Below are 22,601 nucleotides of genomic sequence, written 5' to 3' on the forward strand. Positions count from 1 at the left end.
TCGGGTAAGCACACGCGCCCTTACAGCGGCTGCGTCTGCGCCTCAACCACCGCCAGCGCCACCATGTTCACGATACGGCGCACGGAGGCAATCGGCGTTAACACATGCACCGGCTTCGCCACGCCCATCAGCACCGGTCCTACGGTCACCCCTTCAGAGCTGGAGACGCGCAGCAGGTTGTAGCTGATACGCGCCGCTTCCACGTTCGGCATAATCAGGATGTTCGCCGATCCCTTCAGCGGGCTGTCCGGCATACGTTCGTTGCGGATGCTCTCCACCAGCGCGGCATCACCGTGCATTTCCCCGTCAATCATCAGCTCCGGCGCACGCTCGCGCACCAGTTCCAGAGTCTGGCGCATTTTGCACGCCGCCGCGGATTTAGACGAACCAAAGTTTGAGTGCGACAGCAGCGCCACCTTCGGCTCAATACCAAAGCGACGCACGGTCTCGGCGGCCATCACGGTGATCTCCGCCAGCTCGTCCGGGGTTGGGTCGTCGTTCACGTAGGTATCGGCAATAAAGGTGTTGCCGCTCGGCAGCAGCAGCGCGTTCATCGCCCCGGCGGTGTGCACGCCGTCGCGATAGCCGAAGATCTCCTGCACCACGCTAAAGTGCTCGTGGTAATCGCCGATGGTGCCGCAGATCAGCGCATCCGCCTCGCCGCGATGGACCATGATCGCGCCGATGACCGTAGTATTGCTGATCACCGCCCGCTGCGCCTGCTCCTGGGTGATCCCGCGACGCTTCATGATCGCGTAATATTCGTTCCAGTACTCCTTGAAGCGCGGATCGGATTCGTTGTTAACGATCTCAAAGTCCACGCCCGGCTTGATCTGCAGGCCCAGCTTCTGAATGCGCATCTCGATCACGCTCGGACGACCAATCAGGATCGGCTTCGCCAGCCCTAAGGTGATCAGTTCCTGCGTGGCGTGCAGCACGCGCGCCTCTTCCCCTTCCGCCAGCACCACGCGCTTCGCGTCTGCGCGAGCCTGAGAGAAGATCGGCTTCATAAACAGGTTAGTTTTGTAGACGAACTCGGTGAGCTTATCGACGTACGCGTCGAAATCCTGAATTGGACGCGTCGCCACGCCGGAGTCCATCGCCGCTTTGGCAACGGCTGGCGCAATTTTGACAATCAGGCGCGGATCGAACGGTTTTGGAATGATGTAGTCCGGGCCAAAGCTCAGATCCTGATCCCCGTAGGCGGAGGCGACCACTTCGCTCTGCACAGCGTGCGCCAGCTCGGCGATGGCGTGAACGGCGGCCAGCTTCATCTCTTCGTTGATCGCCGTCGCGCCAACGTCCAGCGCCCCGCGGAAGATGAACGGGAAGCAGAGTACGTTGTTCACCTGGTTCGGGTAGTCCGAACGGCCGGTACAGATAATGGCGTCTTCGCGCACCGCCTTCGCCAGCGGCGGCAGGATTTCCGGTTCAGGATTCGCCAGCGCCAGGATCATCGGCGCGCGCGCCATTTTCTGCACCATTTCCTGGGTCAGCACTTTCGGGCCTGAACAGCCGAGGAAGATATCCGCGCCGTCAATCACGTCCTCAAGCGTGCGCTTGCCGTCATCTTCCACGGCATACGCCGCTTTGGTTTCCGCCATGTTCGGCTCGCGGTCTTTGTAGATAACGCCCTTAGAGTCGCAGACCACAATATTGTGTTTCTGCATGCCCAGCGCCACCAGCAGGTTCATACAGGCGATGGCCGCCGCGCCCGCACCGGAGACCACCATGCGCACGTCGGAGAGATTTTTCTCCACCACGCGCAGGCCGTTGAGAATGGCAGCGGTGCTGATAATCGCCGTGCCGTGCTGGTCGTCATGGAACACGGGAATGTTCATACGCTCGCGCAACTTCTGCTCGATATAGAAACATTCCGGCGCTTTGATGTCTTCCAGGTTGATCCCGCCGAAGGTCGGCTCCAGCGCGGCCACCACGTTGATGAACTTATCGGGATCGAGTTCGTCCACTTCGATATCGAACACGTCGATACCGGCAAATTTCTTAAACAGAACGCCCTTCCCTTCCATCACCGGTTTACCGGCCAGGGCACCAATGTTGCCCAGGCCCAGCACCGCCGTACCGTTAGAGATAACGGCGACAAGGTTGCCGCGCGCGGTGTATTTGTAGGCCGCCAGAGGATCTTTTTCGATCTCCAGACACGGCGCAGCCACGCCCGGAGAGTAGGCCAGCGCCAGATCGCGCTGGGTCGCCAGCGGCTTGGTTGGGGAGACCTGAATTTTACCGGGGACAGGGAACTCGTGAAAATCGAGGGCACTCTGTTTTAACTGATCGTCCATCTTGTTATTCCTTTTACGTATCGGTCAGATAGTATCGCCGCTGAGCAGCGCATAAACTTTGAAGGCTGCCAAACTCTCATCATCACACATCAAAAATTGTTATCAATTTATAACAGCCATGTTACCCGTCTCAAAAGCAATGCCTGCCCCGTCTGCTATGCTTTTTTGTTAAGTCCATCATGATTTTCTCAGAAGTGTGAACTAACGCACTCATCTAACTCTTTTATTTCCAAGGAGTAATTATTTATGAACCAGCTAGACGGCATCAAACAATTCACCACCGTGGTTGCAGACAGCGGCGATATCGAGTCGATTCGCCACTATCAGCCAGAGGACGCGACCACCAACCCTTCGCTGCTTCTGAAAGCGGCAGGGCTTGCCCATTTTAGCCATCTGATTGACGACGCGATTGCCTACGGTAAACAGCGCGGGAAAACGCAGGAGCAGCAGGTTGCTGAAGCCAGCGACAAGCTGGCGGTTAATTTTGGTGCGGAAATTCTGAAAAGCATTCCGGGGCGCGTGTCGACCGAAGTGGATGCCCGCCTCTCATTCGATCAGGAAAAGAGTATTAACAAAGCGCGCCGCCTGGTGGAACTCTACCAGGAACAGGGGATCGATAAGTCACGCATTCTGATCAAGCTCGCGTCCACATGGGAAGGCATCCGCGCGGCAGAGGTTCTGGAAAAAGAGGGGATCCACTGCAACCTGACGCTGCTGTTCTCCTTTGCCCAGGCGCGCGCCTGTGCCGAAGCGGGCGTATTCCTGATCTCGCCGTTTGTCGGGCGCATCTACGACTGGTATCAGGCGAAACAGCCGATGGACCCGTACGTGGTGGAAGAGGATCCAGGCGTGAAGTCGGTGCGTAATATCTACGATTATTACAAGCAACACCGCTACGAAACCATCGTGATGGGCGCCAGCTTCCGCCGCACCGAGCAGATCCTCGCGCTCGCAGGGTGCGACCGTCTGACCATCTCCCCTGACCTGCTGAAAAAGCTGCAGGAGAGCGACGAAACGGTGATCCGCAAGCTGGTGCCGACCTCTACCGTCCTGCCAAAACCGAAAGCCATGACCGAAGCGGAGTTCCGCTGGGAGCATAATCAGGACCCTATGGCCGTGGAAAAACTGGCGGACGGCATCCGCCAGTTCGCCGTCGACCAGCGAAAACTCGAAGATCTTCTCGCCGCCAAACTTTAACCTTGCCACGGAGTGAACTATGTCCCGTAAAGAGCTCGCCAACGCCATTCGCGCACTCAGCATGGATGCCGTACAAAAAGCCAATTCCGGCCACCCTGGCGCCCCGATGGGGATGGCCGATATTGCCGAAGTGCTGTGGAACGACTTCCTGAAGCACAACCCCACTGACCCAACCTGGTACGACCGCGACCGTTTTATTCTCTCCAACGGTCACGCCTCGATGCTGCTTTACAGCCTGCTGCACCTTTCCGGCTACGACCTGCCGCTTGAGGAGTTAAAAAACTTCCGCCAGCTGCACTCCAAAACGCCGGGCCACCCGGAGATCGGCTATACACCTGGCGTGGAAACGACCACCGGCCCGCTGGGCCAGGGCCTGGCGAATGCCGTCGGCCTGGCAATTGCCGAGCGTACGCTGGCCGCGCAGTTCAACCAGCCCGACCACGAGATTGTCGATCACTACACCTACGTCTTTATGGGCGACGGCTGCCTGATGGAAGGGATCTCCCACGAGGTCTGCTCGCTGGCGGGCACGCTGGGGCTCGGCAAGCTGATTGGCTTCTATGACCACAACGGCATCTCCATCGACGGGGAAACCGAGGGCTGGTTTACCGACGACACGGCAAAACGCTTTGAGGCCTATCACTGGCACGTGGTGCACGAGATTGACGGCCACGATCCGGAAGCGGTGAAAAAAGCGATTCAGGAAGCGCAGAGCGTGAAGGACAAACCGTCCCTGATTATCTGCCGTACCACCATTGGCTTCGGCTCGCCGAACAAAGCGGGCAAAGAAGAGGCGCACGGCGCGGCGCTGGGCGAAGAAGAAGTGGCGTTAACCCGCCAGAAACTGGGCTGGAAATATCCGCCGTTTGAGATCCCGAAAGAGATCTACAGAGCATGGGATGCGCGCGAAGCGGGTGAAAAAGCGCAGCAGGCCTGGAACGAAAAATTTGCCGCCTACAAAAAAGCGCACCCGGAGCTGGCCGCCGAGTTTTCCCGCCGCATGAGCGGCGGCCTGCCGGAAGACTGGGACGATAAAACCCAGGCGCTGATAGAAAATCTGCAGTCCAACCCGGCGAAAATCGCTACCCGTAAGGCGTCGCAAAATACCCTGAACGCGATTGGCCCTCTCCTGCCTGAGCTGCTCGGCGGCTCGGCGGATCTGGCGCCAAGCAACCTCACCATCTGGTCAGGCTCTAAATCCCTGAAGGAAGACATTGCCGGGAACTATATCCACTACGGCGTGCGCGAGTTCGGGATGACCGCGATTGCTAACGGCATCGCCCATCACGGCGGCTTCGTGCCTTACACCGCCACCTTCCTGATGTTCGTCGAGTACGCCCGAAACGCGGCGCGTATGGCGGCGCTGATGAAGGCCCGGCAGATCATGGTTTACACCCATGACTCCATCGGGCTGGGGGAAGATGGACCAACGCACCAGGCGGTAGAGCAGCTGGCAAGCCTGCGCTTAACGCCAAACTTCAGCACCTGGCGTCCGTGCGACCAGGTCGAAGCCGCGGTGGGCTGGAAGCTGGCCGTTGAGCGTCATAACGGGCCCACGGCGCTGATCCTGTCGCGCCAGAACCTGGCGCAGATCGAGCGCACGCCGGAGCAGGTAAAAAACATCGCCCGCGGCGGGTACATCCTGAAAGACAGCGGCGGCAAGCCGGACGTGATCCTGATTGCCACCGGTTCCGAGGTGGAAATAACGGTGAAAGCGGCGGAGAAGCTGACCGCCGAAGGTCACGCGGTGCGCGTGGTATCTCTGCCTTCAACGGATATTTTTGACGCCCAGGACGAGGCGTATCGGGAATCGGTGCTGCCTTCCAGCGTTGCGGCGCGCGTGGCGGTGGAAGCGGGTATTGCCGACTACTGGTATAAGTACGTGGGGCTGAAAGGGGCAATTGTGGGCATGCGGGGTTACGGTGAATCCGCTCCTGCCGACAAACTGTTCCCGTATTTCGGCTTTACCGTTGAAAACGTGGTGGAGAAAGCGCTGAGCGTGTTGTAGTGCGACAGCGCCATCCGGCAAAACTAGCGAGTGATCCACAGCGTGGGCCAGGCGTCTGGCCCACTCCAGCTATCGCAGCTTGGCTCTTCCGCGTAGCGTACCAGGCGAAAACGCTGGCCGTCAAAACGCCAGCGCGTCTGGATCCCGCAGTCTCCAATACCGCGTCCCAGCGCCAGCGTCGTCAGCTCGCGCGTTTTCTCATCGAAGCGGGCGTTCATCAGCTCCATATCGCTGCTCTGGCTGGAGGGGGTGAACGGCAGACGTAACCTGACGCTACGGGCGGCGAACGGTTTTTTACGTGAGACCTGCCACGCCAGATCGACCGTGTTATAGGCCCCCGCTTCACAGCTGACGATCAACAGCGCTTTGTCATCCGTTAATGCAGTGACGCGTACTTCACGACGGTTAGGATCCAGCGAGCACTGGCTGTTGTTCATTCGCCACGTCCCATAATCCAGCAGATCGTTCAGCTCGCTATGCGTCAGCGGCGTCGGCGTCGGGTTCACCACGGCTACCTTTTTTAATGCCGGTGCAGGAGGCACGCTCAGCGGCGGGCTATCTCCTTTTTTAATCCATGCCGTTTCGCTGCCAACGCGCTTCTGCTGGGCGTCGATAAACAGCAGCGCCGCCTTCAGACCGACCAGCGAGATCGTCTGCTTCCCCCCGCGCAGGGTCAGCGCCTGCCCTTCCTGAATGGTTTTCAGAAACGTGGTGATGGTACCCGCATCGTCAGTTTTGAGATGCCAGGAGGTTAACTGCCAGTGCTGCGAATTGAGCTTTAACGGAACGTTGTCGAGCAGCAGGCGCGGGGCAATGTCAGGCTCTTTAACCGGCGGGGCCGAAAGCCCGCCGAGATCGATGCGCAGGCTGGCGTCCGTTTTCGCGCCTGCGCTACGGCTCAGCGTCATGACCAGACCGCGATGCTCGCCGGTATTCCGGGCAACACAAAAATTCTGGTTATTGCAGGTAACCTGCCAGTCTGAAAAAGACTGCTGCGCGGGCGCAGCCCACACCAGAGGCGCGGGTAGCACGCAGAAAAAGAAGAGAAGCAAAACGCAGTAACGCATGAATGGCACAGCCCCGGAAACGAAAAGGTCAATCTGGGGCGTATCTTCGTGCCCAGGGCGGGCGGGCTCAATCGGATTTATCGGATAGATTTATCTGAAATACACGTTATCACGACATCGGTTTAGGGTTCATTAAGCCGCTGGTTTGCAGATACTGTAACAGGATCACCGCTTTACCGTCGCGGATCTCGCCGCTTTTCACCATCTCAACGGCCTGGGTGAAAGGCATTTCCAGCACTTCAATGTCTTCATCCTCCACGCCGCCGCCGCGATGCGTGCGCTGGGCATCGGTGTATTCCGCAATGAAGAAATGGACCAGCTCGGTCACCCCGCCAGGGGACATGAAAAGCTCAAAGACTTTTTGCACCTCGCCCACTTCAAAACCGGTCTCCTCAACGGCCTCCTTGCGGATGCAGACTTCCGGCTCATCGTCATCAAGCAGGCCGGCGCAGGTTTCAATCAGGCGCCCGTCCGCGTTGCCGTTAACCCAGGTCGCGACCCGAAACTGGCGAATCAGCACTACGCTTTGCTTCTCACGGTTATACAGCAAAATGGTTGCACCATTGCCCCGGTCGTAGACTTCGCGTTTGTGGCGAATCACGTCACCGTTCTTACGGGTTAAATCGTAAGTGATGTTACGCAGGACAAAGTAATTTTCAGAAAGGATTTTGTCTTTGATAACGGTAATGTTCAGGGACATACGGGCTCCACGGCTAAATGAGTCTGTTTATACTACTCCGTGAAGCCCGCTTTGTCGTCCGTCGGCTCAGGCGGCGCGTTACTTCTCGCCAGATTTCAGGTTAATGCCCAAAGCAGCTTTTGGATCAATAACCTTATCTTTAGTATGAATAAGCTATTTGCTCGCCACCGCGTTATCAGGCAATGTACAACTGCCCATGACCTGTGGCTGAGCCATTTTATGCAGAGATCCGTTCCGTGACCGTTAAACGCCCCGTTTCCGGAAGCCTTGCCTGGGCTTTCTTTTCGATCATTGCCCTGTCCGTGCTGACCAGCACCGTCGCGCTGCTGACGCTTGCCAGTAGCCAGCGTGACGCCGAAGCTATCAACATTGCGGGCTCGCTGCGCATGCAGAGCTACCGCCTCGGCTACGAGATGCAGCGCAACAGCCCCTCCCTTATGGCGCATCGTGAGAACTGGCAGCGAACGTTAAGCGCGCCTTCCCTGGAGAAGCTGAACCGCTGGTACGTCCCGGACAACGTCAAGGCGCGCTATCAGCAGCTGCATGTGGCCTGGCTGGACATGGACAAGCACATCGCCCGCGGCGACAGCGCATGGTATGACGCTCACATTGAGGATTTTGTCGGCCGCATTGATGCCTTTGTGCTCGCCCTCCAGCACTACACCGAAAATAAAATCCAGACGGTGACCCTCCTCTCTCTGGCTGGCGCGCTCGGGATCCTGCTGCTGACGCTGTTTACCCTGCGGCGCATCCGTCGCCAGGTGGTGTTGCCGCTGAACAACCTGGTGGCCGCCAGCGAACGCATTGAGCGAGGGGAATTTACCACCCCGGCGCCGGACACCGCGCTCCCCAACGAGCTGGGCCAACTCTCCCGCGCGTTCAACCATATGTCGGGCGAGCTACATACTCTCTATCGGTCGCTCGAAGCCTCCGTCGCGGAAAAGACGCGGCATTTGCATGAAGCCCACCAGCAGCTCGACATGCTGTTCAAATGCTCCCAGGCGCTGAATACCGGGCAGATAGACAGCCTGTGCTTCCGGCATATTTTGCAGATTGTGCATGAATACACGCAGATGAATTACCTGGAGCTACGCACCAGCGACGACTGGCGGCTGTGTGAAGGAACAGAGGTGAACGGCATTTCTCTGCAAACCCTGCCGGTGCTGATGCAGGATACCCTCTACGGCGAGCTGCGCTGGCAAAGCGAGACGGGCAGCGTTCCTCTTCCGCTGATGAGAAGCGTGGCGACCATGCTCGGACGTGGGCTGTACTTTAACCAGGCGCAGAAGCATTACCAGCAGCTGCTGCTGATGGAGGAGCGCGCCACCATCGCCCGCGAGCTGCATGATTCGCTGGCGCAGGTACTCTCCTATCTGCGGATCCAGCTCACGCTGCTTAAACATGCCGTGCCGGCAGAAAATGCCTCCGCGCAGACGATCATCACCGACTTCTCCCGCGAGCTGAACAACGCCTGGCAGCAACTGCGCGAGCTGCTGACAACCTTCCGCCTGACGCTAAACCATGCGAATTTACCCGCGGCGCTGCAGGAGTCTCTCGATGCCCTGCAGAGCCAGACGCAGGCGAAGCTGCACCTCGACTGCCGCCTCTCCACCCTGGCGCTTGACGCGCAGAAGCAGGTGCATTTGCTGCAGATCGTGCGGGAGGCCGTCCTGAATGCGATTAAGCACGCGCAGGCCAGCGAGATCACCGTCAGCTGCGTGACCGCCGTGGACGGCACGCACAGCGTCAGCATTCGTGACAACGGCATCGGGATTGGCGAGGCCAGCGAGCCGCCGGGACACTACGGGCTGAACATTATGCGAGAACGCGCGCAACGGCTCGGCGGAATGCTGCACTTCTCGCAGCCGCAAAACGGCGGCACGCAGGTCAGCGTGACGTTCCCCGCACCTGCGCCGTTAACAGGTAAATAACGGTAAAGGGGGAAGCGCCGGGAAAAGCGCATGATAATTTACATTATCTCCTTTATTTCTCCACGTTTGGCCTGGGCCTTACCGCTAAAGTGATGCGGGCAATAAACAATAATGACGTGCAGCAAAACGAGGTCACACTTTCATGGCGAATTTTTTCATCGATCGCCCCATTTTTGCCTGGGTGCTTGCCATCCTGTTGTGTCTGACAGGTGTCCTGGCGATTACTTCTCTTCCCGTTGAGCAATATCCCGATCTGGCACCGCCTAACGTGCGTGTCACAGCAAACTACCCCGGCGCGTCCGCACAAACGCTGGAAAATACCGTGACGCAGGTTATCGAGCAGAACATGACGGGTCTGGATAACCTGATGTACATGTCCTCCCAAAGCAGCGCCACGGGACAGGCGACTGTCACCCTGAGCTTTGAGGCGGGCACCGACCCGGACGAAGCGGTGCAGCAGGTACAAAACCAGCTGCAGTCGGCCATGCGTAAATTGCCCCAGGCCGTGCAGAACCAGGGCGTCACCGTGCGTAAAACCGGTGATACCAACATTCTGACCATCGCGTTTGTCTCAACCGATGGCTCAATGGATAAACAGGACATTGCGGACTACGTCGCCAGTAATATTCAGGACCCGCTCAGCCGTATTAACGGCGTGGGGGATATCGACGCCTACGGCTCACAGTACTCGATGCGTATCTGGCTGGATCCCAACAAGCTGAACAGCTATCAGATGACGGCAACCGACGTGACGGACGCCATCAAAGCACAGAACGCCCAAATTGCCGTGGGGCAACTGGGAGGCACGCCTTCCGTCGATAAACAGGCCCTGAACGCCACCATTAATTCGCAATCTCTGCTTCAGACCCCGGACCAGTTCCGCAACATCACCCTGCGCGTGAATCAGGATGGCTCAGAAGTGCGTCTGGGCGACGTTGCTAAGGTGGAAATGGGTGCGGAGAAATACGATTACCTGAGCCGCTTTAACGGCAACCCGGCCTCTGGACTGGGAATTAAGCTGGCCTCCGGCGCAAACGAAATGGCGACGGCGAAGCTGGTATTGGACCGTCTGGATGAGCTGTCGCAGTATTTCCCGCACGGGCTGGAGTACAAGGTCGCCTATGAAACCACCTCCTTCGTTAAAGCCTCGATTGAGGACGTAGTCAAAACCCTGCTGGAAGCGATCGCCCTGGTGTTCCTGGTCATGTACCTGTTCCTGCAAAACTTCCGCGCAACGCTGATCCCCACCATTGCCGTCCCGGTGGTGCTGCTGGGCACCTTTGCGGTGCTTTACGCGTTCGGCTACAGCATCAACACCCTGACGATGTTTGCCATGGTGCTGGCGATTGGCCTGCTGGTGGACGATGCCATTGTGGTGGTCGAAAACGTCGAGCGCATCATGAGCGAAGAGGGGCTTTCCCCGCGTCAGGCGACGCGTAAATCGATGGGACAAATTCAGGGGGCGTTGGTCGGTATCGCGATGGTGCTGTCGGCGGTCTTTATCCCGATGGCCTTCTTTGGCGGTACAACCGGGGCGATTTACCGTCAGTTCTCAATCACCATCGTCTCGGCGATGGTGCTCTCCGTGCTGGTGGCGCTGATCCTCACTCCCGCGCTCTGCGCCACCCTCCTTAAGCCGCTGCACAAAGGGGAACATCACGGCCAGAAAGGATTCTTCGGCTGGTTTAACCGCATGTTCAACCGCAACGCCGAGCGGTATGAATCTGCCGTCGGTAAAGTGCTACACCGCAGCCTGCGCTGGATGATGATTTACGTTGTGCTGCTGGGCGGCATGGTGTGGCTGTTCCTGCATCTTCCCACCTCGTTCCTGCCGCAGGAAGACCGGGGGATGTTCATCACCTCGGTGCAGCTCCCGAGCGGATCCACCCAGCAGCAGACGCTGAAGGTGGTTCAGAACGTTGAGCAGTACTTCTTCACCAAAGAGAAAAATAACGTTGTTTCGGTCTTCTCTACCGTCGGCTCCGGCCCGGGCGGGAACGGGCAGAACGTCGCCCGCATGTTTGTCCGCCTGAAAGACTGGGACGAACGCGACGCCAGAACGGGAACCTCGTTCGCCATCATCGAACGCGCAACCAAAGCGTTTGCCCGCATTAAAGAGGCGCGCGTCTTTGCCAGCAGCCCGCCCGCGATCAGCGGCCTGGGCAGTTCCGCCGGGTTTGATATGGAGCTGCAGGATCACGCCGGCGCGGGCCACTCGGCCCTGATGGCCGCGCGCGATAAGCTGCTAGAACTAGCAGGGAAAGATCCCGGCCTGACCCGCGTTCGTCACAACGGTCTTGACGACAGCCCGCAGCTTCAGGTGGATATCGACCAGCGTAAAGCTCAGGCGCTGGGCGTGTCGATCGACGATATCAACGACACCCTGCAAACCGCATGGGGCTCAAGCTACGTAAATGACTTTATGGATCGCGGCCGCGTGAAAAAAGTGTATGTCCAGGCAGCCGCGCCGTTCCGCATGTTGCCGGATGATATTAACCGCTGGTTTGTACGCAATAATTCTGGCGGGATGGTCCCCTTCTCCGCCTTTGCCACGTCGCGCTGGGAGAGCGGTTCGCCGCGCCTGGAGCGCTATAACGGCTATTCGGCAGTTGAAATCGTCGGGGAAGCCGCGCCGGGCGTCAGCACCGGTACCGCCATGGACACCATGGAAAAACTGGTGCAGCAGTTGCCCGCCGGTTTTGGTCTGGAATGGACGGCCATGTCTTACCAGGAGCGTCTCTCCGGGGCGCAGGCCCCTGCCCTCTATGCGCTTTCTTTGCTGGTGGTCTTCCTCTGCCTTGCCGCGCTGTATGAGAGCTGGTCGGTTCCGTTCTCGGTCATGCTGGTGGTGCCGCTTGGGGTTATCGGTGCGCTGCTGGCGACCTGGATGCGCGGCCTGGAGAACGACGTTTACTTCCAGGTGGGGCTACTTACGGTGATCGGCTTGTCGGCGAAAAACGCCATTCTGATCGTTGAGTTTGCCAACGAGATGAATGCCAAAGGCCACGAGCTGATGGCCGCCACGCTGCACGCCTGCCGCCAGCGCCTACGTCCGATCCTGATGACCTCACTGGCGTTTATTTTTGGCGTACTGCCGATGGCAACCAGCACGGGTGCAGGCTCAAGCAGCCAGCATGCGGTGGGTACCGGCGTCATGGGTGGGATGATTTCGGCCACCATCCTGGCGATTTATTTTGTGCCGCTGTTCTTTGTGCTGGTGCGTCGTCGCTTCCCGCTCCGGGAGCGACAGGAATAACCCGCAGTCATAAAAAAGGCGGCTTAATCGGCCGCCTTTTTATTGTGTGATTAATTCACACTATGGTTATTTTACTTATTTTAGTGCTCTTGCAATTCTTACTGAATGTCATTTACGAAGCATGCCTTCGATAAAATCTTTCCAGTTCCCCAGTTCACGTTCAATCATAACAACCTCTCTTATTATTATGCGCATTCTACGAAAACGTATCATCATTGTGAAGACTGTTTAACCAATCGCTGTGATTGTACCCCGCCACCGTTGGGGATTTATGATAAATATGAACGGAGGAGTTTAAATTTTGTGTGACGGCCAGCAATATTTTGAAATAACCCTACGAACGGGTGAGTTTTATTTTACGCGCTGAGTTTATTCAGAATTTAAACCCTATGGACATCTATGCTTAAAGGGTGAAACTATATTCAGCGTACAAGTGTGAGTTGAATTAAGAAGAAGTGTAAATCCAGAGCATTCCTGAGTGTGTTATATTCCACCTAAAGATATATCTTCGAATTTACTGAACGTTTAATCGCCATAAGAGCAAAAGGATTCAACATGGTTGTGATGTACGGCATTAAAAATTGCGACACCATCAAAAAAGCACGCCGCTGGCTGGAAACTAATAACGTCGAGTACCGCTTCCACGATTATCGTGCCGACGGGCTTGATGCAGAATTTCTGCATACCGCCATTAACGAACTGGGATGGGAAGCGCTGCTGAACACCCGCGGCACCACCTGGCGTAAGCTGGACGAATCCGTGCGCGCCAGCATCAAAGACGCCGACAGCGCGGCAAAGTTAATGCTCGACATGCCGGCAATTATCAAACGCCCATTGCTCTGCAAGCCAGGTCAGCCTATGCTGCTGGGTTTCAGTGAAACCCTTTATTCTGACTTTTTCGTAGAGGTGTAGTGTATGTCATGCCCGGTCATTGAGCTGACTCAACAGCTTATTCGCCGTCCCTCCCTTAGCCCGGACGACGCAGGTTGTCAGGCATTAATGATTGAGCGCCTGCGCGCCATCGGTTTTACCGTTGAGCGCATGGATTTTGGCGACACCCAGAACTTCTGGGCGTGGCGTGGCCAGGGCGAAACGCTGGCCTTTGCCGGGCACACTGACGTCGTTCCCGCGGGTGACGCTGATCGCTGGATTAATCCGCCGTTTGAGCCGACCATCCGCGATGGCATGCTCTTCGGCCGCGGCGCGGCAGACATGAAAGGTTCGCTGGCGGCAATGGTTGTGGCGGCAGAGCGCTTTGTGGCTCAGCATCCGAACCACAAAAACCGTCTCGCGTTCTTGATCACCTCCGATGAAGAAGCCAGCGCCCATAACGGTACCGTGAAGGTCGTTGAGGCGCTGATGGCGCGCAATGAACGTCTTGACTACTGTCTGGTCGGCGAGCCGTCCAGTACCGAAGTGGTGGGTGATGTCGTCAAAAATGGTCGCCGCGGCTCGCTGACCTGTAACCTGACCATACATGGGGTTCAGGGGCATGTGGCCTACCCGCATCTGGCCGATAACCCGGTCCACCGCGCCGCGCCAATGCTGAACGAACTGGTAGGCATCGAGTGGGATAAAGGCAACGAGTTCTTCCCGCCGACCAGCATGCAGATCGCCAACGTCAAGGCCGGAACCGGCAGCAACAACGTCATCCCGGGAGATTTCTTCGTCCAGTTCAACTTCCGCTTCAGTACCGAACTGACCGACGAGACGATCAAAGCGCGCGTTGTCGCTCTGCTGGAAAAATACAACCTGCGCTACACCGTTGACTGGTGGCTTTCCGGCCAGCCGTTCCTGACGCAGCGCGGTAAGCTGGTGGATGCGGTGGTGAACGCCATTGAGCACTATAATGAAATTAAGCCGCAGCTGCTGACGACGGGCGGCACCTCAGACGGACGCTTTATCGCCCGCATGGGTGCACAGGTTGTCGAACTGGGTCCGGTTAACGCGACGATTCACAAAATCAACGAGTGTGTGAACGCAGCCGATTTACAACTACTGGCCCGCATGTATCAACGTATTATGGAGCAACTCGTCGCCTGACGAGCGCTCAGAGAGGAATAGCGAATGGATTGGCTTGCAAAGTACTGGTGGATTCTGGTGCTGGTGTTTCTGGTGGGTGTATTGCTTAACGTGATCAAAGACCTTAAGCGCGTTGACCACAAAAAGTTTCTCGCGAATAAGCCGGATCTCCCGCCGCACCGTGATTTTAACGACAAGTGGGACGATGACGACGACTGGCCGAAGAAAGACCAGAAGAAGTAATCGGTCTGTATCCCCTCTCCTGTGGAGAGGGGATAACCTCACATAAACTCAACAATATCATCATCATTCGGCTTACCGCCGCTGAGCGCTTCATCAAAGTAGTGCTTCGGCACGGTATAGCGCAGATGGTCGAGCGCAAACTGCATGCTGCGGTCGTCGATCGCGTGGCCCAGATCGTCAACAATATCCAGCGTCACATCCCCGCCCTCGCGCACCAGCGCTTCCTGGGCAGCTACCGCATGCGAAAGCTCAATCACCCGATCTTCACCACCGTGAATGAGATGGATGGTGGTCTGCGTGGTCGCGCTTGTCGGTAGCGTTGCATAACGCCCGTTAAAGGCGATGACGCGTGAAGCCAGACCGGGCTGCGCTTTTACGCTTTCCAGCGACATGATTGACCCCTGCGAGAAGCCAATCAGCGCCGTTGCGTCAGCGCCTACGCCGCTCTGCTGCTGCCAGTAGCGCACGATGTCGATAAACGTGGGCATGATCGCATCAATGCGCGCCTGACGGTTCTCCTCCGTCACGCCCTGAACCGGGAACCACTGCCGTCCGTCTGGACCGCACGGCTCCACGCCGCCGATGCTGACGATCAATGCTTCCGGAAAAACGGGCGCAAACCAGCGGCCAATCTGTCCCATATTGACGGCATTATCGCCCACGCCATGAAACAGGAGCAGTAACTGTTTAGCCGGTTTGTCAGGGCTTTGAACAACAAAATGGTCGTGTTTCATGGCGGTCTCCTTAATTGATGAGCAGGATTTTACGCCTCTGCGGGGTAATGACCATGCCACTTTACTGAAGAAGTCATTGAAAAAATTGCCATTGCAAAATGTCGGCTTTCAGCTGCTGGCAGCGGGAATAATCAAGGCTCTCAAGCGCTTGCGCGGTTTCACTCCGCAGTTTAGCCAGCAGCGCTTTTCGCCCCATCTCCTCCGTCTTACCCTCTATTTTCCCGCGCAGCGCCGGAAGCGGCATGTCTGTAGCTAACACCAGCCGCGTCAGGGCAGCAACCGAGGTTGAAAATGCCCGGTGCGCAAAGGCAAATCCCGCCAACTCCAGCCAGTCGTCACTATTAAGGGTAGCTTCCCAGGCATCGGTCACCGGGATCTTTTCGCCGTTCCAGGCTGAAAGAACGCGCATATCACGACACAGGCGCTGGTGCTCCTGCGCGCACAGGCGGTGCCCGGCCTCGCTATGCGGCAATAAGGCCATCGCCGTGTAGCACCCGCTGCTGGCTTCCCGATGGCTGCCCATTCGCACCAGCACAAAGCCGCACTGCCGCCAGAAACGCCACAGCTCGTCGGTATAGCCAAAGCTTACCGAGAGATAATCTTCACCGCTGACGCTGCGAATAAGCCGCTGGCCGATGCCTTCCCGTTGACGGTGGGGATGCACCGCAATACGGCTAATCCGCCGCCCCTTCAGCGTCGCCGCAAGAGGCGACCCGCCGTGCGCCGCCAGTGACTGCGCCACAAGGTTCCCGCGAGGACGACGAAAGCCCGCCCACACCGCGCGGCTCAGATCGGGGGGCAATCCCCCCTCTTCCACCAGCCAGAGCGCGCCCGCCATATCCGCCCCAGCGTGTGCAACCCCAAAGTGCTGGCCGGGGGCGTCCATCATCCGGCGTAAATCGAGCGGGGACGTCCGGTAGTGCGCGGCACACAGCAGTTCATACACGCTTGCCACGCGCGCCGGGTCGCTCTCCCACATCTGCGGCTCTAGCGACCGTAAACGCACGTCACCTTCCGGTTTGCGGTCAATAAGCGCGTCGTCAAACAGCAGCGTATTCGCCACTATCCGCTCAAGCGGACACCCGGCCGCCCAGCGAATGGGGATGGTTAAGGTATAGCGCCGCAGCCCGCTGAACCGGGCGCAGAACTTGAGCAGAAACCCCCTGCCCGTGCCTTCATAACCCTGGACCGTGGTGGTCAGCAACACGCGGGGAAAGCGCGACACCAGCTTGTCCAGCAGCGGGCCGGGGATGGCTGCGGCTTCATCAACAATCAGCCAGTCGGCTTCTGTCGTGGAGGCCAGCAGCGCATCCGGGGCCATAAAGTGAAAACGCTCGCCAGCGAAGCGCGCAATGACATCCGTTGCCCCTTTGGCCGGTGCAGTGACCACCGCACTCCCCTGAATGCTGTTGAGCAGCATCCCCGCCAGGGCTGACTTTCCGCGCCCCCGCGGTGCCGTCACGGCAGCGACGCCCGCAGGCATGGTCAGAAGCGCGTCGAGGATCTCCGCCTGCTCGCGCTGCGGCTCGCCGCTGGCTGGCTGCCAGGCGGGCGAATCCGGCGCAGCGGGAAGAGAGAGAGGACGATGCTGTTGCCAGACGATCGCATCCGCATCGGCGGCAAGCGTCCGGCAAAAATGGTGAACGAAGCGCGGGGTGGCGATGGGTTCCGCGCTGTCGCTCCAGCGCACGGAATCGCCGTCGGGCCTGTCGGCCCAGTCAGCGAGAGGCGGCACCAGCAGCACCAGCAGGCTTCCGGCGCGCAGCGTCCCGCTGAGTGCGGCAAAGGCTGAGACATCAAACCCGGCACGCGCGTCAAAAACGGCGTGCAGGTATTCGCGCCCCAGCATCCCGCTAACGGCTTTTGAGGGATTCTCCTCCAGCCACAGCCAGTCTCCCGGCAAGGCATCACGCAGGCCAGCCGCCTGGCTCAACGTCCATTGTTCATCGCCAGTGAGCACCACCAGACGGCGGTGCCCGGTACGCTCAAGCTCGCGCGTCAGATGTTCAAACGACACCATCACATGGCTTTGCCGAAGGTATTACACTGGGCCGGATCGCCGCTGTCAAAGCCGCGCTTGAACCAGCTGTAGCGCTGCTGTGACGTACCGTGAGTGAAACTGTCCGGCACGACATGACCCTGGCTCTGCTGCTGCAAACGGTCGTCGCCGATGGCCTCAGCCGCGTTTAATGCCTCTTCAAGATCCCCGGATTCCAGCACGCCCTGCTGCTGCATGCTGTGGCCCCAGACGCCCGCGAAGCAGTCCGCCTGCAGTTCCATTTTGACGGAAAGGCGGTTCACTTCGGCCTGAGACGCGTTCTGCTGAAGCTGGCGCACTTTGGGCTCAATCCCCAGCAGCTTTTGCACGTGATGGCCGACTTCATGCGCGATAACGTAGCCCTGAGCAAAATCACCGTCAGCGCCAAGCTTGCGTTTCATGTCATCGTAAAAAGAGAGATCGATATAGACGGTGCCGTCTGCCGGGCAATAGAATGGCCCCATAACAGATTGCCCGGTACCGCATCCGGTGCGGGTTGCGCCCCGGTACATCACCAGCTTAGGCTGCTGGTAGGTGCGCCCCATCTTCTCGAACTGCTGACTCCAGGTATCTTCAGTTGTGGCGAGAATAACGGAGGTAAATTTGGCCGCTTCATCTTCATTCGGGCTGATGGAGCGCTGAGAATGCTGTTGCTGCTGCAGCGGTTGACCGGTCATCAGACCGGTGAGGTCGACCCCGTAGTAACCTGCGACCAGCACCACAATCAGCAGGATGATACCGCCCTTGCCGCTGGGTAAGCGGAAGCCGGGCCCGCCCATTGAAGGACCGCCGCCACCATCACTGCGTCTGTCTTCTACATTGTCACTTTCACGACGCCCTTGCCAGCGCATAACCACCTCGAACTATTCCATTAATAATAGCTATGATCGTAGGCGGTTAACGGCAAGATTACCATAGGAAACAAAGGTAAGACGCCAAAGGATGCGAACATCCTTTGGCAACTGAGGAACTTAGTCGAGCTTAACGCCTAAACGGTGAGCTACCGCCTCGTACGCTTCAATCAGGCCACCCAGGCTCTGACGGAAACGGTCTTTGTCCATTTTATCCAGGGTTTCTTTATCCCACAGGCGGCTGCCGTCCGGGGAGAACTCGTCGCCCAGCACCACTTCACCTTTGAACAGACCAAACTCCAGCTTGAAGTCGACGAGGATCAGGCCCGCGTCATCAAACAGCTTTTTCAGCACGTCGTTGGCTTTGTAGGTCAGTTCCTGCATGCGCGCCAGGTTCTCTTTGCTCACCCAGCCGAAGGTTTCGCAGTAGGATTCGTTGACCATTGGGTCGTGCATGGCATCGTTTTTCAGGAACAGGTCGAACAGCGGTGGATTCAGCTCGATACCTTCTTCAATGCCCAGACGCTTCACCAGGGAGCCTGCCGCACGGTTACGAATCACGCACTCAACCGGAACCATATCCAGTTTTTTCACCAGACATTCCGTATCGGACAGCAACGCTTCCATCTGGGTCGGGATACCCGCTTCGGCCAGTTTGGTCATAATGAAGTGGTTGAACTTGTTGTTCACCATGCCTTTACGATCGAACTGCTCAATGCGGGCGCCATCCCCTGCTGACGTATCATTGCGGAACTCGAGCACCAACAGATCCGGGTTCTCCGTGCTGTATACGGTCTTCGCTTTGCCACGATACAACTCAGCTTGCTTCTGCATCTTCATTACTCCTGGTGTGATAATTTGCATTCAAAACGGGGTATATTATGCCACGCACACGTTTGCGTAGCACGAAAATAAAAAGGGCGGGATTAACCCGCCCTCGTATTTATTTGCTGAATGCTGCCTGGAAGACAGCGACCAGCGCATCGTTCTGCGCCTGGGTCAGCGTGTGACCTTTTGGATCGATAAACTGCAGGCTGCTGCGGTTATCGAGGTCACCTACCTGAATCTTGTAATCACCGGAGGCAAGCTGAGGATCTTTGGCGCCCAGCTCCTGCCACGCGCTGTCGGACAGCGGCTTATAGGTCGCCGTCATGCTGCCGGTTGAACGGGTGCTGTCGGTCACTTTCATGCCCACTTTTTCCAGCGTCGCTGGCAGGCGCTGCCAGGTCTGGTTAAACGGTGCACGCACCACCAGCATTGGCAGGCCGGTGTCATCCGCGCCGCTCTGAACGTCGTAAGTGACGCCGTTACGGTTCTGCGCGGCGTTGGCGGCATCGGTAGCGGTCTTATCCAGACCTGCGGCGATCACGTTCAGCATTTCAGTGCTGTAACGCTGCATAGATGCGGCATCCGCAACCGGTTTACCCGCCTGCTCCAGGTTCAACAGCTTAACGTTAACTGCCTGCTGGTAACCCTGTGGTTTCACGGAGACCTGATAGCGTCCACGGTACTGCTGATCTTCATCAAGACGGTTCCACTCGATCCAGTCGGTGGTTAACGTCTGGCTGGCGTCATCGCGCTTATCAATGGTGTAATTCTTCGCCTGAATAACGCTGACGACCTGTGGCCACAGATTGCTTCCGCGCGCGCTTTCAACCAGCAGAGACGCCGTGTCACCGGTGAACTGGGTACGCGCCCCGCTTACCAGCGCCAGAGGCTGGGCTGGCGGACGAATATCAAGCGCTTTACCAACCAGGCCGCTGCCGTTGGTCACGGGAATATTATAATCGCCGTTTTGAATCGGCAGGATCATACCAGCCGGTGCATGAAGTTCAGCAAGCGGGGTCGCATCCAGATAGGATTCATCACCGCTCACCTGGCGCTTGTAGCGCGAGTCTGAACTACAGGCAGCGAGCAGCATAACAAGCGAAACACTCGCAACCTTCGCCAGGCGCGACTTCTGTACTGAATAAGCCATCAAATCTCCCTAAACTTTACAGCAAACCGGCATGCTTCAGCGCTGCCCTGACGATGTCGCGACCGTGGTCGGTAATCGGTGTCATTGGCAAACGCAGCGTATCGGATGCTACAAGCCCCAACTCCTTACACGCCCATTTCACTGGGATCGGATTGGGTTCGACAAATAATTTATTGTGCAACGGCATCAGACGCTGATTAATGACACGCGCTTCATTATAGTGACCGGCTGCGGCCAGTTTGCACATTTCAGCCATATCGCGCGCCGCAACGTTCGCCGTTACGGAGATCACGCCATGACCACCAAGCTGCATAAAGTCCAGCGAGGTCGCATCATCACCACTCAACAGGATAAAGTCGTCTGAAACCAGCTCTTTGATCTGATGAACGCGGCTTAAGTTCCCTGTCGCCTCTTTAATACCGATAATATTTTTTACTTCCGAGAGACGACCAACGGTTTCCGGCAGCATATCGCAGCCGGTACGGGACGGCACATTATACAGAATTTGTGGCAAGTCAGTATGTTCAGCGATGGCTTTGAAGTGCTGGAACAAACCTTCCTGAGTAGGACGGTTGTAGTAAGGGGTGACCGTCAGACAGCCCACGATGCCGCTGTCGTTAAAACGTTTGGTCAGGCTGATCGCTTCTGCGGTCGCATTAGCACCTGTCCCCGCAATGACCGGAATACGTCCGTCAGCCAGTTCCAGGGTCAGCATAACCACATCGCCGTGCTCTTCATGGCTCAGCGTTGCAGATTCACCGGTAGTCCCTACCGAAACGATCGCCGAGGTTCCATTGGCGACATGGTAATCAATCAGCTTTTTCATGCTGGACCGGCAGACATTACCTTTTTCATCCATCGGTGTAACAAGCGCGACAATACTTCCCGTGAACATGAGCCATCCTCTGTGCGAACAAGAGCCTCAATGGTACGTTTGGAACTGTAATAAAAGCAAGCGACCTGAGGCCCTCTGGCGGTTGTATGCACGTTTTTTTTATGCTTTCCTTAGGAAGACTTAACCATGCAAAGGAAGAACAGGTTTGACAACCTCATCACAACATTACCTGGTTATCACCGCGCTGGGTGCCGACAGGCCGGGTATCGTGAACACCATCACCCGTCACGTGAGCAGCTGCGGCTGTAACATCGAAGACAGCCGCCTGGCGATGCTCGGCGAAGAGTTCACGTTTATCATGCTGCTGTCCGGAACATGGAATGCCATTACCCTTATTGAATCCACCCTGCCGCTGAAAGGCGCGGAGCTGGATTTGCTGATCGTCATGAAGCGCACCACCGCGCGCCCGCGTCCGGCCATGCCCGCGACCGTCTGGGTGCAGGTTGAAGTCCCTGATTCTCCGCATCTGATTGAGCGCTTTACCGCGCTGTTCGACAGCCATCAGATGAACATTGCCGAACTCGTCTCCCGCACGCAGCCGGGCGACGAAAGCACCGTTCCCACGCTCTTTATTCAAATTACCGCACACAGCCCTGCCTCGCAGGATGCGTCAAATATCGAGCAAGCGTTCAAAGCCCTCTGTACAGAATTAAACGCGCAGGGCAGTATAAGCGTCGTCAATTATTCGCAGCACGAACAGGATGGAGTTGAGTAATGAATCCACTGAAAGCCGGTGACATCGCACCGAAATTTAGCTTACCGGATCAAGACGGTGAGCAAGTAAATTTGACCGACTTCCAGGGACAGCGTGTTCTGGTCTATTTCTACCCGAAAGCCATGACCCCCGGCTGCACCGTACAGGCCTGCGGCTTACGCGACAACATGGACGAGTTGAAGAAAGTCGGCGTGGAAGTGCTGGGAATCAGCACGGATAAACCAGAAAAGCTGTCACGATTTGCGGAAAAAGAGCTGCTGAACTTCACGCTGCTATCCGACGAAGATCACCAGGTCTGCGAGCAGTTCGGCGTCTGGGGTGAAAAGACCTTTATGGGTAAAACCTACGACGGCATTCACCGCATCAGCTTCCTGATTGACGCTGACGGTAAAGTTGAACATGTGTTTGACGACTTCAAAACCAGCAACCACCACGACGTGGTGTTGAACTGGCTGAAAGCAAGCGCCTGAAGTGAGTGTCGGGTGGCGGCTTCGCCTTACCCGACCTGCAAGGTAAATGCAAAACGGTAGCGCATGCTACCGTTTTTAGTGTTTGCCCCCTTTCCCCGTGGGCTGAGGAATCCCCAGTAATTTTTTTCCTGAAGCGATGAACATTGCTTCAGAGAAATGAATAACTTACAGCGATGTCCTGGTCCGGCTGTAAATC

General features: G+C 57.3%; 19 protein-coding genes. 9 read left to right on the forward strand and 10 right to left on the reverse strand.

The features are described from left to right. Window positions 1-20 precede the first annotated feature (20 nt). Window positions 21-2,300 carry an NADP-dependent oxaloacetate-decarboxylating malate dehydrogenase gene (maeB, locus tag IM299_RS19430; RefSeq protein ID WP_193357964.1) on the reverse strand — a complete coding sequence of 760 codons (2,280 nt, stop codon included), beginning with the start codon at window positions 2,298-2,300 and terminating at the stop codon, window positions 21-23. A gap of 246 nt (window positions 2,301-2,546) precedes the next feature. Between maeB and tal the strand changes: the two genes are divergently transcribed. Both tal and tkt read left to right on the forward strand, forming a co-directional pair. Continuing rightward, window positions 2,547-3,497, forward strand: a complete 951-nt coding sequence (gene tal / locus IM299_RS19435) for a transaldolase (RefSeq protein ID WP_028014009.1) — start codon at window positions 2,547-2,549, stop codon at window positions 3,495-3,497. Window positions 3,498-3,516: 19 nt separating this feature from the next. Continuing rightward, window positions 3,517-5,505, forward strand: coding sequence for a transketolase (gene tkt / locus IM299_RS19440; RefSeq protein WP_028014010.1), 1,989 nt, complete (start codon window positions 3,517-3,519; stop codon window positions 5,503-5,505). Window positions 5,506-5,528: 23 nt separating this feature from the next. Here tkt and IM299_RS19445 read toward each other — a convergent pair whose 3' ends face one another. Both IM299_RS19445 and nudK read right to left on the reverse strand, forming a co-directional pair. Continuing rightward, the gene (locus IM299_RS19445) at window positions 5,529-6,572 is read right to left on the reverse strand and encodes a DUF1176 domain-containing protein (protein WP_193357965.1); all 1,044 of its coding nucleotides are present in this window, start codon (window positions 6,570-6,572) and stop codon (window positions 5,529-5,531) included. Window positions 6,573-6,681: 109 nt separating this feature from the next. After that, a complete protein-coding gene (gene nudK / locus IM299_RS19450; RefSeq protein ID WP_041908784.1) occupies window positions 6,682-7,272 on the reverse strand; it encodes a GDP-mannose pyrophosphatase NudK in 591 nt (196 codons plus the stop codon). Between the two features lie 236 nt (window positions 7,273-7,508). Between nudK and narQ the strand changes: the two genes are divergently transcribed. Then, window positions 7,509-9,203 (forward strand): nitrate/nitrite two-component system sensor histidine kinase NarQ, encoded by a 1,695-nt coding sequence (narQ, locus tag IM299_RS19455; RefSeq protein ID WP_193357966.1) that lies wholly within the window; start codon window positions 7,509-7,511, stop codon window positions 9,201-9,203. 142 nt (window positions 9,204-9,345) lie between these two features. Then, window positions 9,346-12,459, forward strand: a complete 3,114-nt coding sequence (gene acrD, locus IM299_RS19460) for a multidrug efflux RND transporter permease AcrD (RefSeq protein ID WP_028014014.1) — start codon at window positions 9,346-9,348, stop codon at window positions 12,457-12,459. Between the two features lie 108 nt (window positions 12,460-12,567). On the opposite strand, the gene ypfM is transcribed toward acrD, so the two are convergent. Continuing rightward, complete coding sequence (gene ypfM / locus IM299_RS19465; RefSeq protein ID WP_015572204.1) at window positions 12,568-12,627, reverse strand: protein YpfM; 60 nt, start codon at window positions 12,625-12,627, stop codon at window positions 12,568-12,570. Window positions 12,628-13,014: 387 nt separating this feature from the next. Between ypfM and IM299_RS19470 the strand changes: the two genes are divergently transcribed. From IM299_RS19470 to IM299_RS19480, 3 genes are read left to right on the forward strand one after another with little or no spacing between them, the layout of a single operon-like run. Then, on the forward strand, window positions 13,015-13,371 hold the full coding sequence (locus tag IM299_RS19470; RefSeq protein WP_028014015.1) for an ArsC family reductase: 357 nt from the start codon (window positions 13,015-13,017) through the stop codon (window positions 13,369-13,371). Between the two features lie 3 nt (window positions 13,372-13,374). After that, the gene (gene dapE / locus IM299_RS19475; protein WP_028014016.1) at window positions 13,375-14,502 is read left to right on the forward strand and encodes a succinyl-diaminopimelate desuccinylase; all 1,128 of its coding nucleotides are present in this window, start codon (window positions 13,375-13,377) and stop codon (window positions 14,500-14,502) included. A 24-nt stretch (window positions 14,503-14,526) separates the two neighbouring features. Beyond that, on the forward strand, window positions 14,527-14,724 hold the full coding sequence (locus IM299_RS19480) for a YpfN family protein (RefSeq protein WP_013098222.1): 198 nt from the start codon (window positions 14,527-14,529) through the stop codon (window positions 14,722-14,724). A 38-nt stretch (window positions 14,725-14,762) separates the two neighbouring features. Here the strand turns inward: IM299_RS19480 and ypfH are convergent, their stop codons facing one another. From ypfH to dapA, 6 genes are all read right to left on the reverse strand, one after another. Beyond that, window positions 14,763-15,458 carry an esterase gene (gene ypfH / locus IM299_RS19485; RefSeq protein WP_028014017.1) on the reverse strand — a complete coding sequence of 232 codons (696 nt, stop codon included), beginning with the start codon at window positions 15,456-15,458 and terminating at the stop codon, window positions 14,763-14,765. A 73-nt stretch (window positions 15,459-15,531) separates the two neighbouring features. Further along, window positions 15,532-17,478: a tRNA(Met) cytidine acetyltransferase TmcA gene (locus IM299_RS19490; RefSeq protein ID WP_193357968.1), complete on the reverse strand. Its 1,947-nt coding sequence runs from the start codon at window positions 17,476-17,478 to the stop codon at window positions 15,532-15,534. Continuing rightward, on the reverse strand, window positions 17,478-18,347 hold the full coding sequence (locus tag IM299_RS19495) for a neutral zinc metallopeptidase (RefSeq protein ID WP_041908778.1): 870 nt from the start codon (window positions 18,345-18,347) through the stop codon (window positions 17,478-17,480). Before IM299_RS19495 ends, IM299_RS19490 begins: the two co-directional genes overlap by 1 nt. A 120-nt stretch (window positions 18,348-18,467) precedes the next feature. Further along, window positions 18,468-19,181, reverse strand: coding sequence for a phosphoribosylaminoimidazolesuccinocarboxamide synthase (gene purC / locus IM299_RS19500; RefSeq protein ID WP_023332985.1), 714 nt, complete (start codon window positions 19,179-19,181; stop codon window positions 18,468-18,470). 109 nt (window positions 19,182-19,290) lie between these two features. Further along, window positions 19,291-20,325, reverse strand: coding sequence for an outer membrane protein assembly factor BamC (gene bamC / locus IM299_RS19505; RefSeq protein ID WP_028014020.1), 1,035 nt, complete (start codon window positions 20,323-20,325; stop codon window positions 19,291-19,293). Window positions 20,326-20,341: 16 nt separating this feature from the next. Beyond that, complete coding sequence (gene dapA, locus IM299_RS19510) at window positions 20,342-21,220, reverse strand: 4-hydroxy-tetrahydrodipicolinate synthase (protein WP_028014021.1); 879 nt, start codon at window positions 21,218-21,220, stop codon at window positions 20,342-20,344. 145 nt (window positions 21,221-21,365) lie between these two features. On the opposite strand from dapA, the gene IM299_RS19515 reads away from it, so the two are divergent. Both IM299_RS19515 and bcp read left to right on the forward strand, forming a co-directional pair. Beyond that, a complete protein-coding gene (locus IM299_RS19515) occupies window positions 21,366-21,935 on the forward strand; it encodes a glycine cleavage system transcriptional repressor (RefSeq protein ID WP_028014022.1) in 570 nt (189 codons plus the stop codon). Continuing rightward, window positions 21,935-22,405 carry a thioredoxin-dependent thiol peroxidase gene (gene bcp / locus IM299_RS19520; protein ID WP_032659360.1) on the forward strand — a complete coding sequence of 157 codons (471 nt, stop codon included), beginning with the start codon at window positions 21,935-21,937 and terminating at the stop codon, window positions 22,403-22,405. The genes IM299_RS19515 and bcp overlap by 1 nt, the downstream gene beginning before the upstream one ends. Window positions 22,406-22,601 lie beyond the last annotated feature (196 nt).

This window comes from Enterobacter cloacae complex sp. P47BA, assembly GCF_014930485.1.
Lineage (GTDB): Bacteria > Pseudomonadota > Gammaproteobacteria > Enterobacterales > Enterobacteriaceae > Enterobacter > Enterobacter bugandensis.

Excerpts from the sequence above, each read along its gene's own strand:
- maeB (WP_193357964.1), bottom strand. The coding sequence starts at position 2,300 with ATGGACGATCAGTTAAAACAGAGTGCCCTCGATTTTCACGAGTTCCCT.
- tal (WP_028014009.1), top strand. The coding sequence starts at position 2,547 with ATGAACCAGCTAGACGGCATCAAACAATTCACCACCGTGGTTGCAGAC.
- tkt (WP_028014010.1), top strand. The coding sequence starts at position 3,517 with ATGTCCCGTAAAGAGCTCGCCAACGCCATTCGCGCACTCAGCATGGAT.
- IM299_RS19445 (WP_193357965.1), bottom strand. The coding sequence starts at position 6,572 with ATGCGTTACTGCGTTTTGCTTCTCTTCTTTTTCTGCGTGCTACCCGCG.
- nudK (WP_041908784.1), bottom strand. The coding sequence starts at position 7,272 with ATGTCCCTGAACATTACCGTTATCAAAGACAAAATCCTTTCTGAAAAT.
- acrD (WP_028014014.1), top strand. The coding sequence starts at position 9,346 with ATGGCGAATTTTTTCATCGATCGCCCCATTTTTGCCTGGGTGCTTGCC.
- IM299_RS19470 (WP_028014015.1), top strand. The coding sequence starts at position 13,015 with ATGGTTGTGATGTACGGCATTAAAAATTGCGACACCATCAAAAAAGCA.
- dapE (WP_028014016.1), top strand. The coding sequence starts at position 13,375 with ATGTCATGCCCGGTCATTGAGCTGACTCAACAGCTTATTCGCCGTCCC.
- IM299_RS19480 (WP_013098222.1), top strand. The coding sequence starts at position 14,527 with ATGGATTGGCTTGCAAAGTACTGGTGGATTCTGGTGCTGGTGTTTCTG.
- ypfH (WP_028014017.1), bottom strand. The coding sequence starts at position 15,458 with ATGAAACACGACCATTTTGTTGTTCAAAGCCCTGACAAACCGGCTAAA.
- IM299_RS19490 (WP_193357968.1), bottom strand. The coding sequence starts at position 17,478 with ATGGTGTCGTTTGAACATCTGACGCGCGAGCTTGAGCGTACCGGGCAC.
- IM299_RS19495 (WP_041908778.1), bottom strand. The coding sequence starts at position 18,347 with ATGCGCTGGCAAGGGCGTCGTGAAAGTGACAATGTAGAAGACAGACGC.
- purC (WP_023332985.1), bottom strand. The coding sequence starts at position 19,181 with ATGCAGAAGCAAGCTGAGTTGTATCGTGGCAAAGCGAAGACCGTATAC.
- bamC (WP_028014020.1), bottom strand. The coding sequence starts at position 20,325 with ATGGCTTATTCAGTACAGAAGTCGCGCCTGGCGAAGGTTGCGAGTGTT.
- dapA (WP_028014021.1), bottom strand. The coding sequence starts at position 21,220 with ATGTTCACGGGAAGTATTGTCGCGCTTGTTACACCGATGGATGAAAAA.
- bcp (WP_032659360.1), top strand. The coding sequence starts at position 21,935 with ATGAATCCACTGAAAGCCGGTGACATCGCACCGAAATTTAGCTTACCG.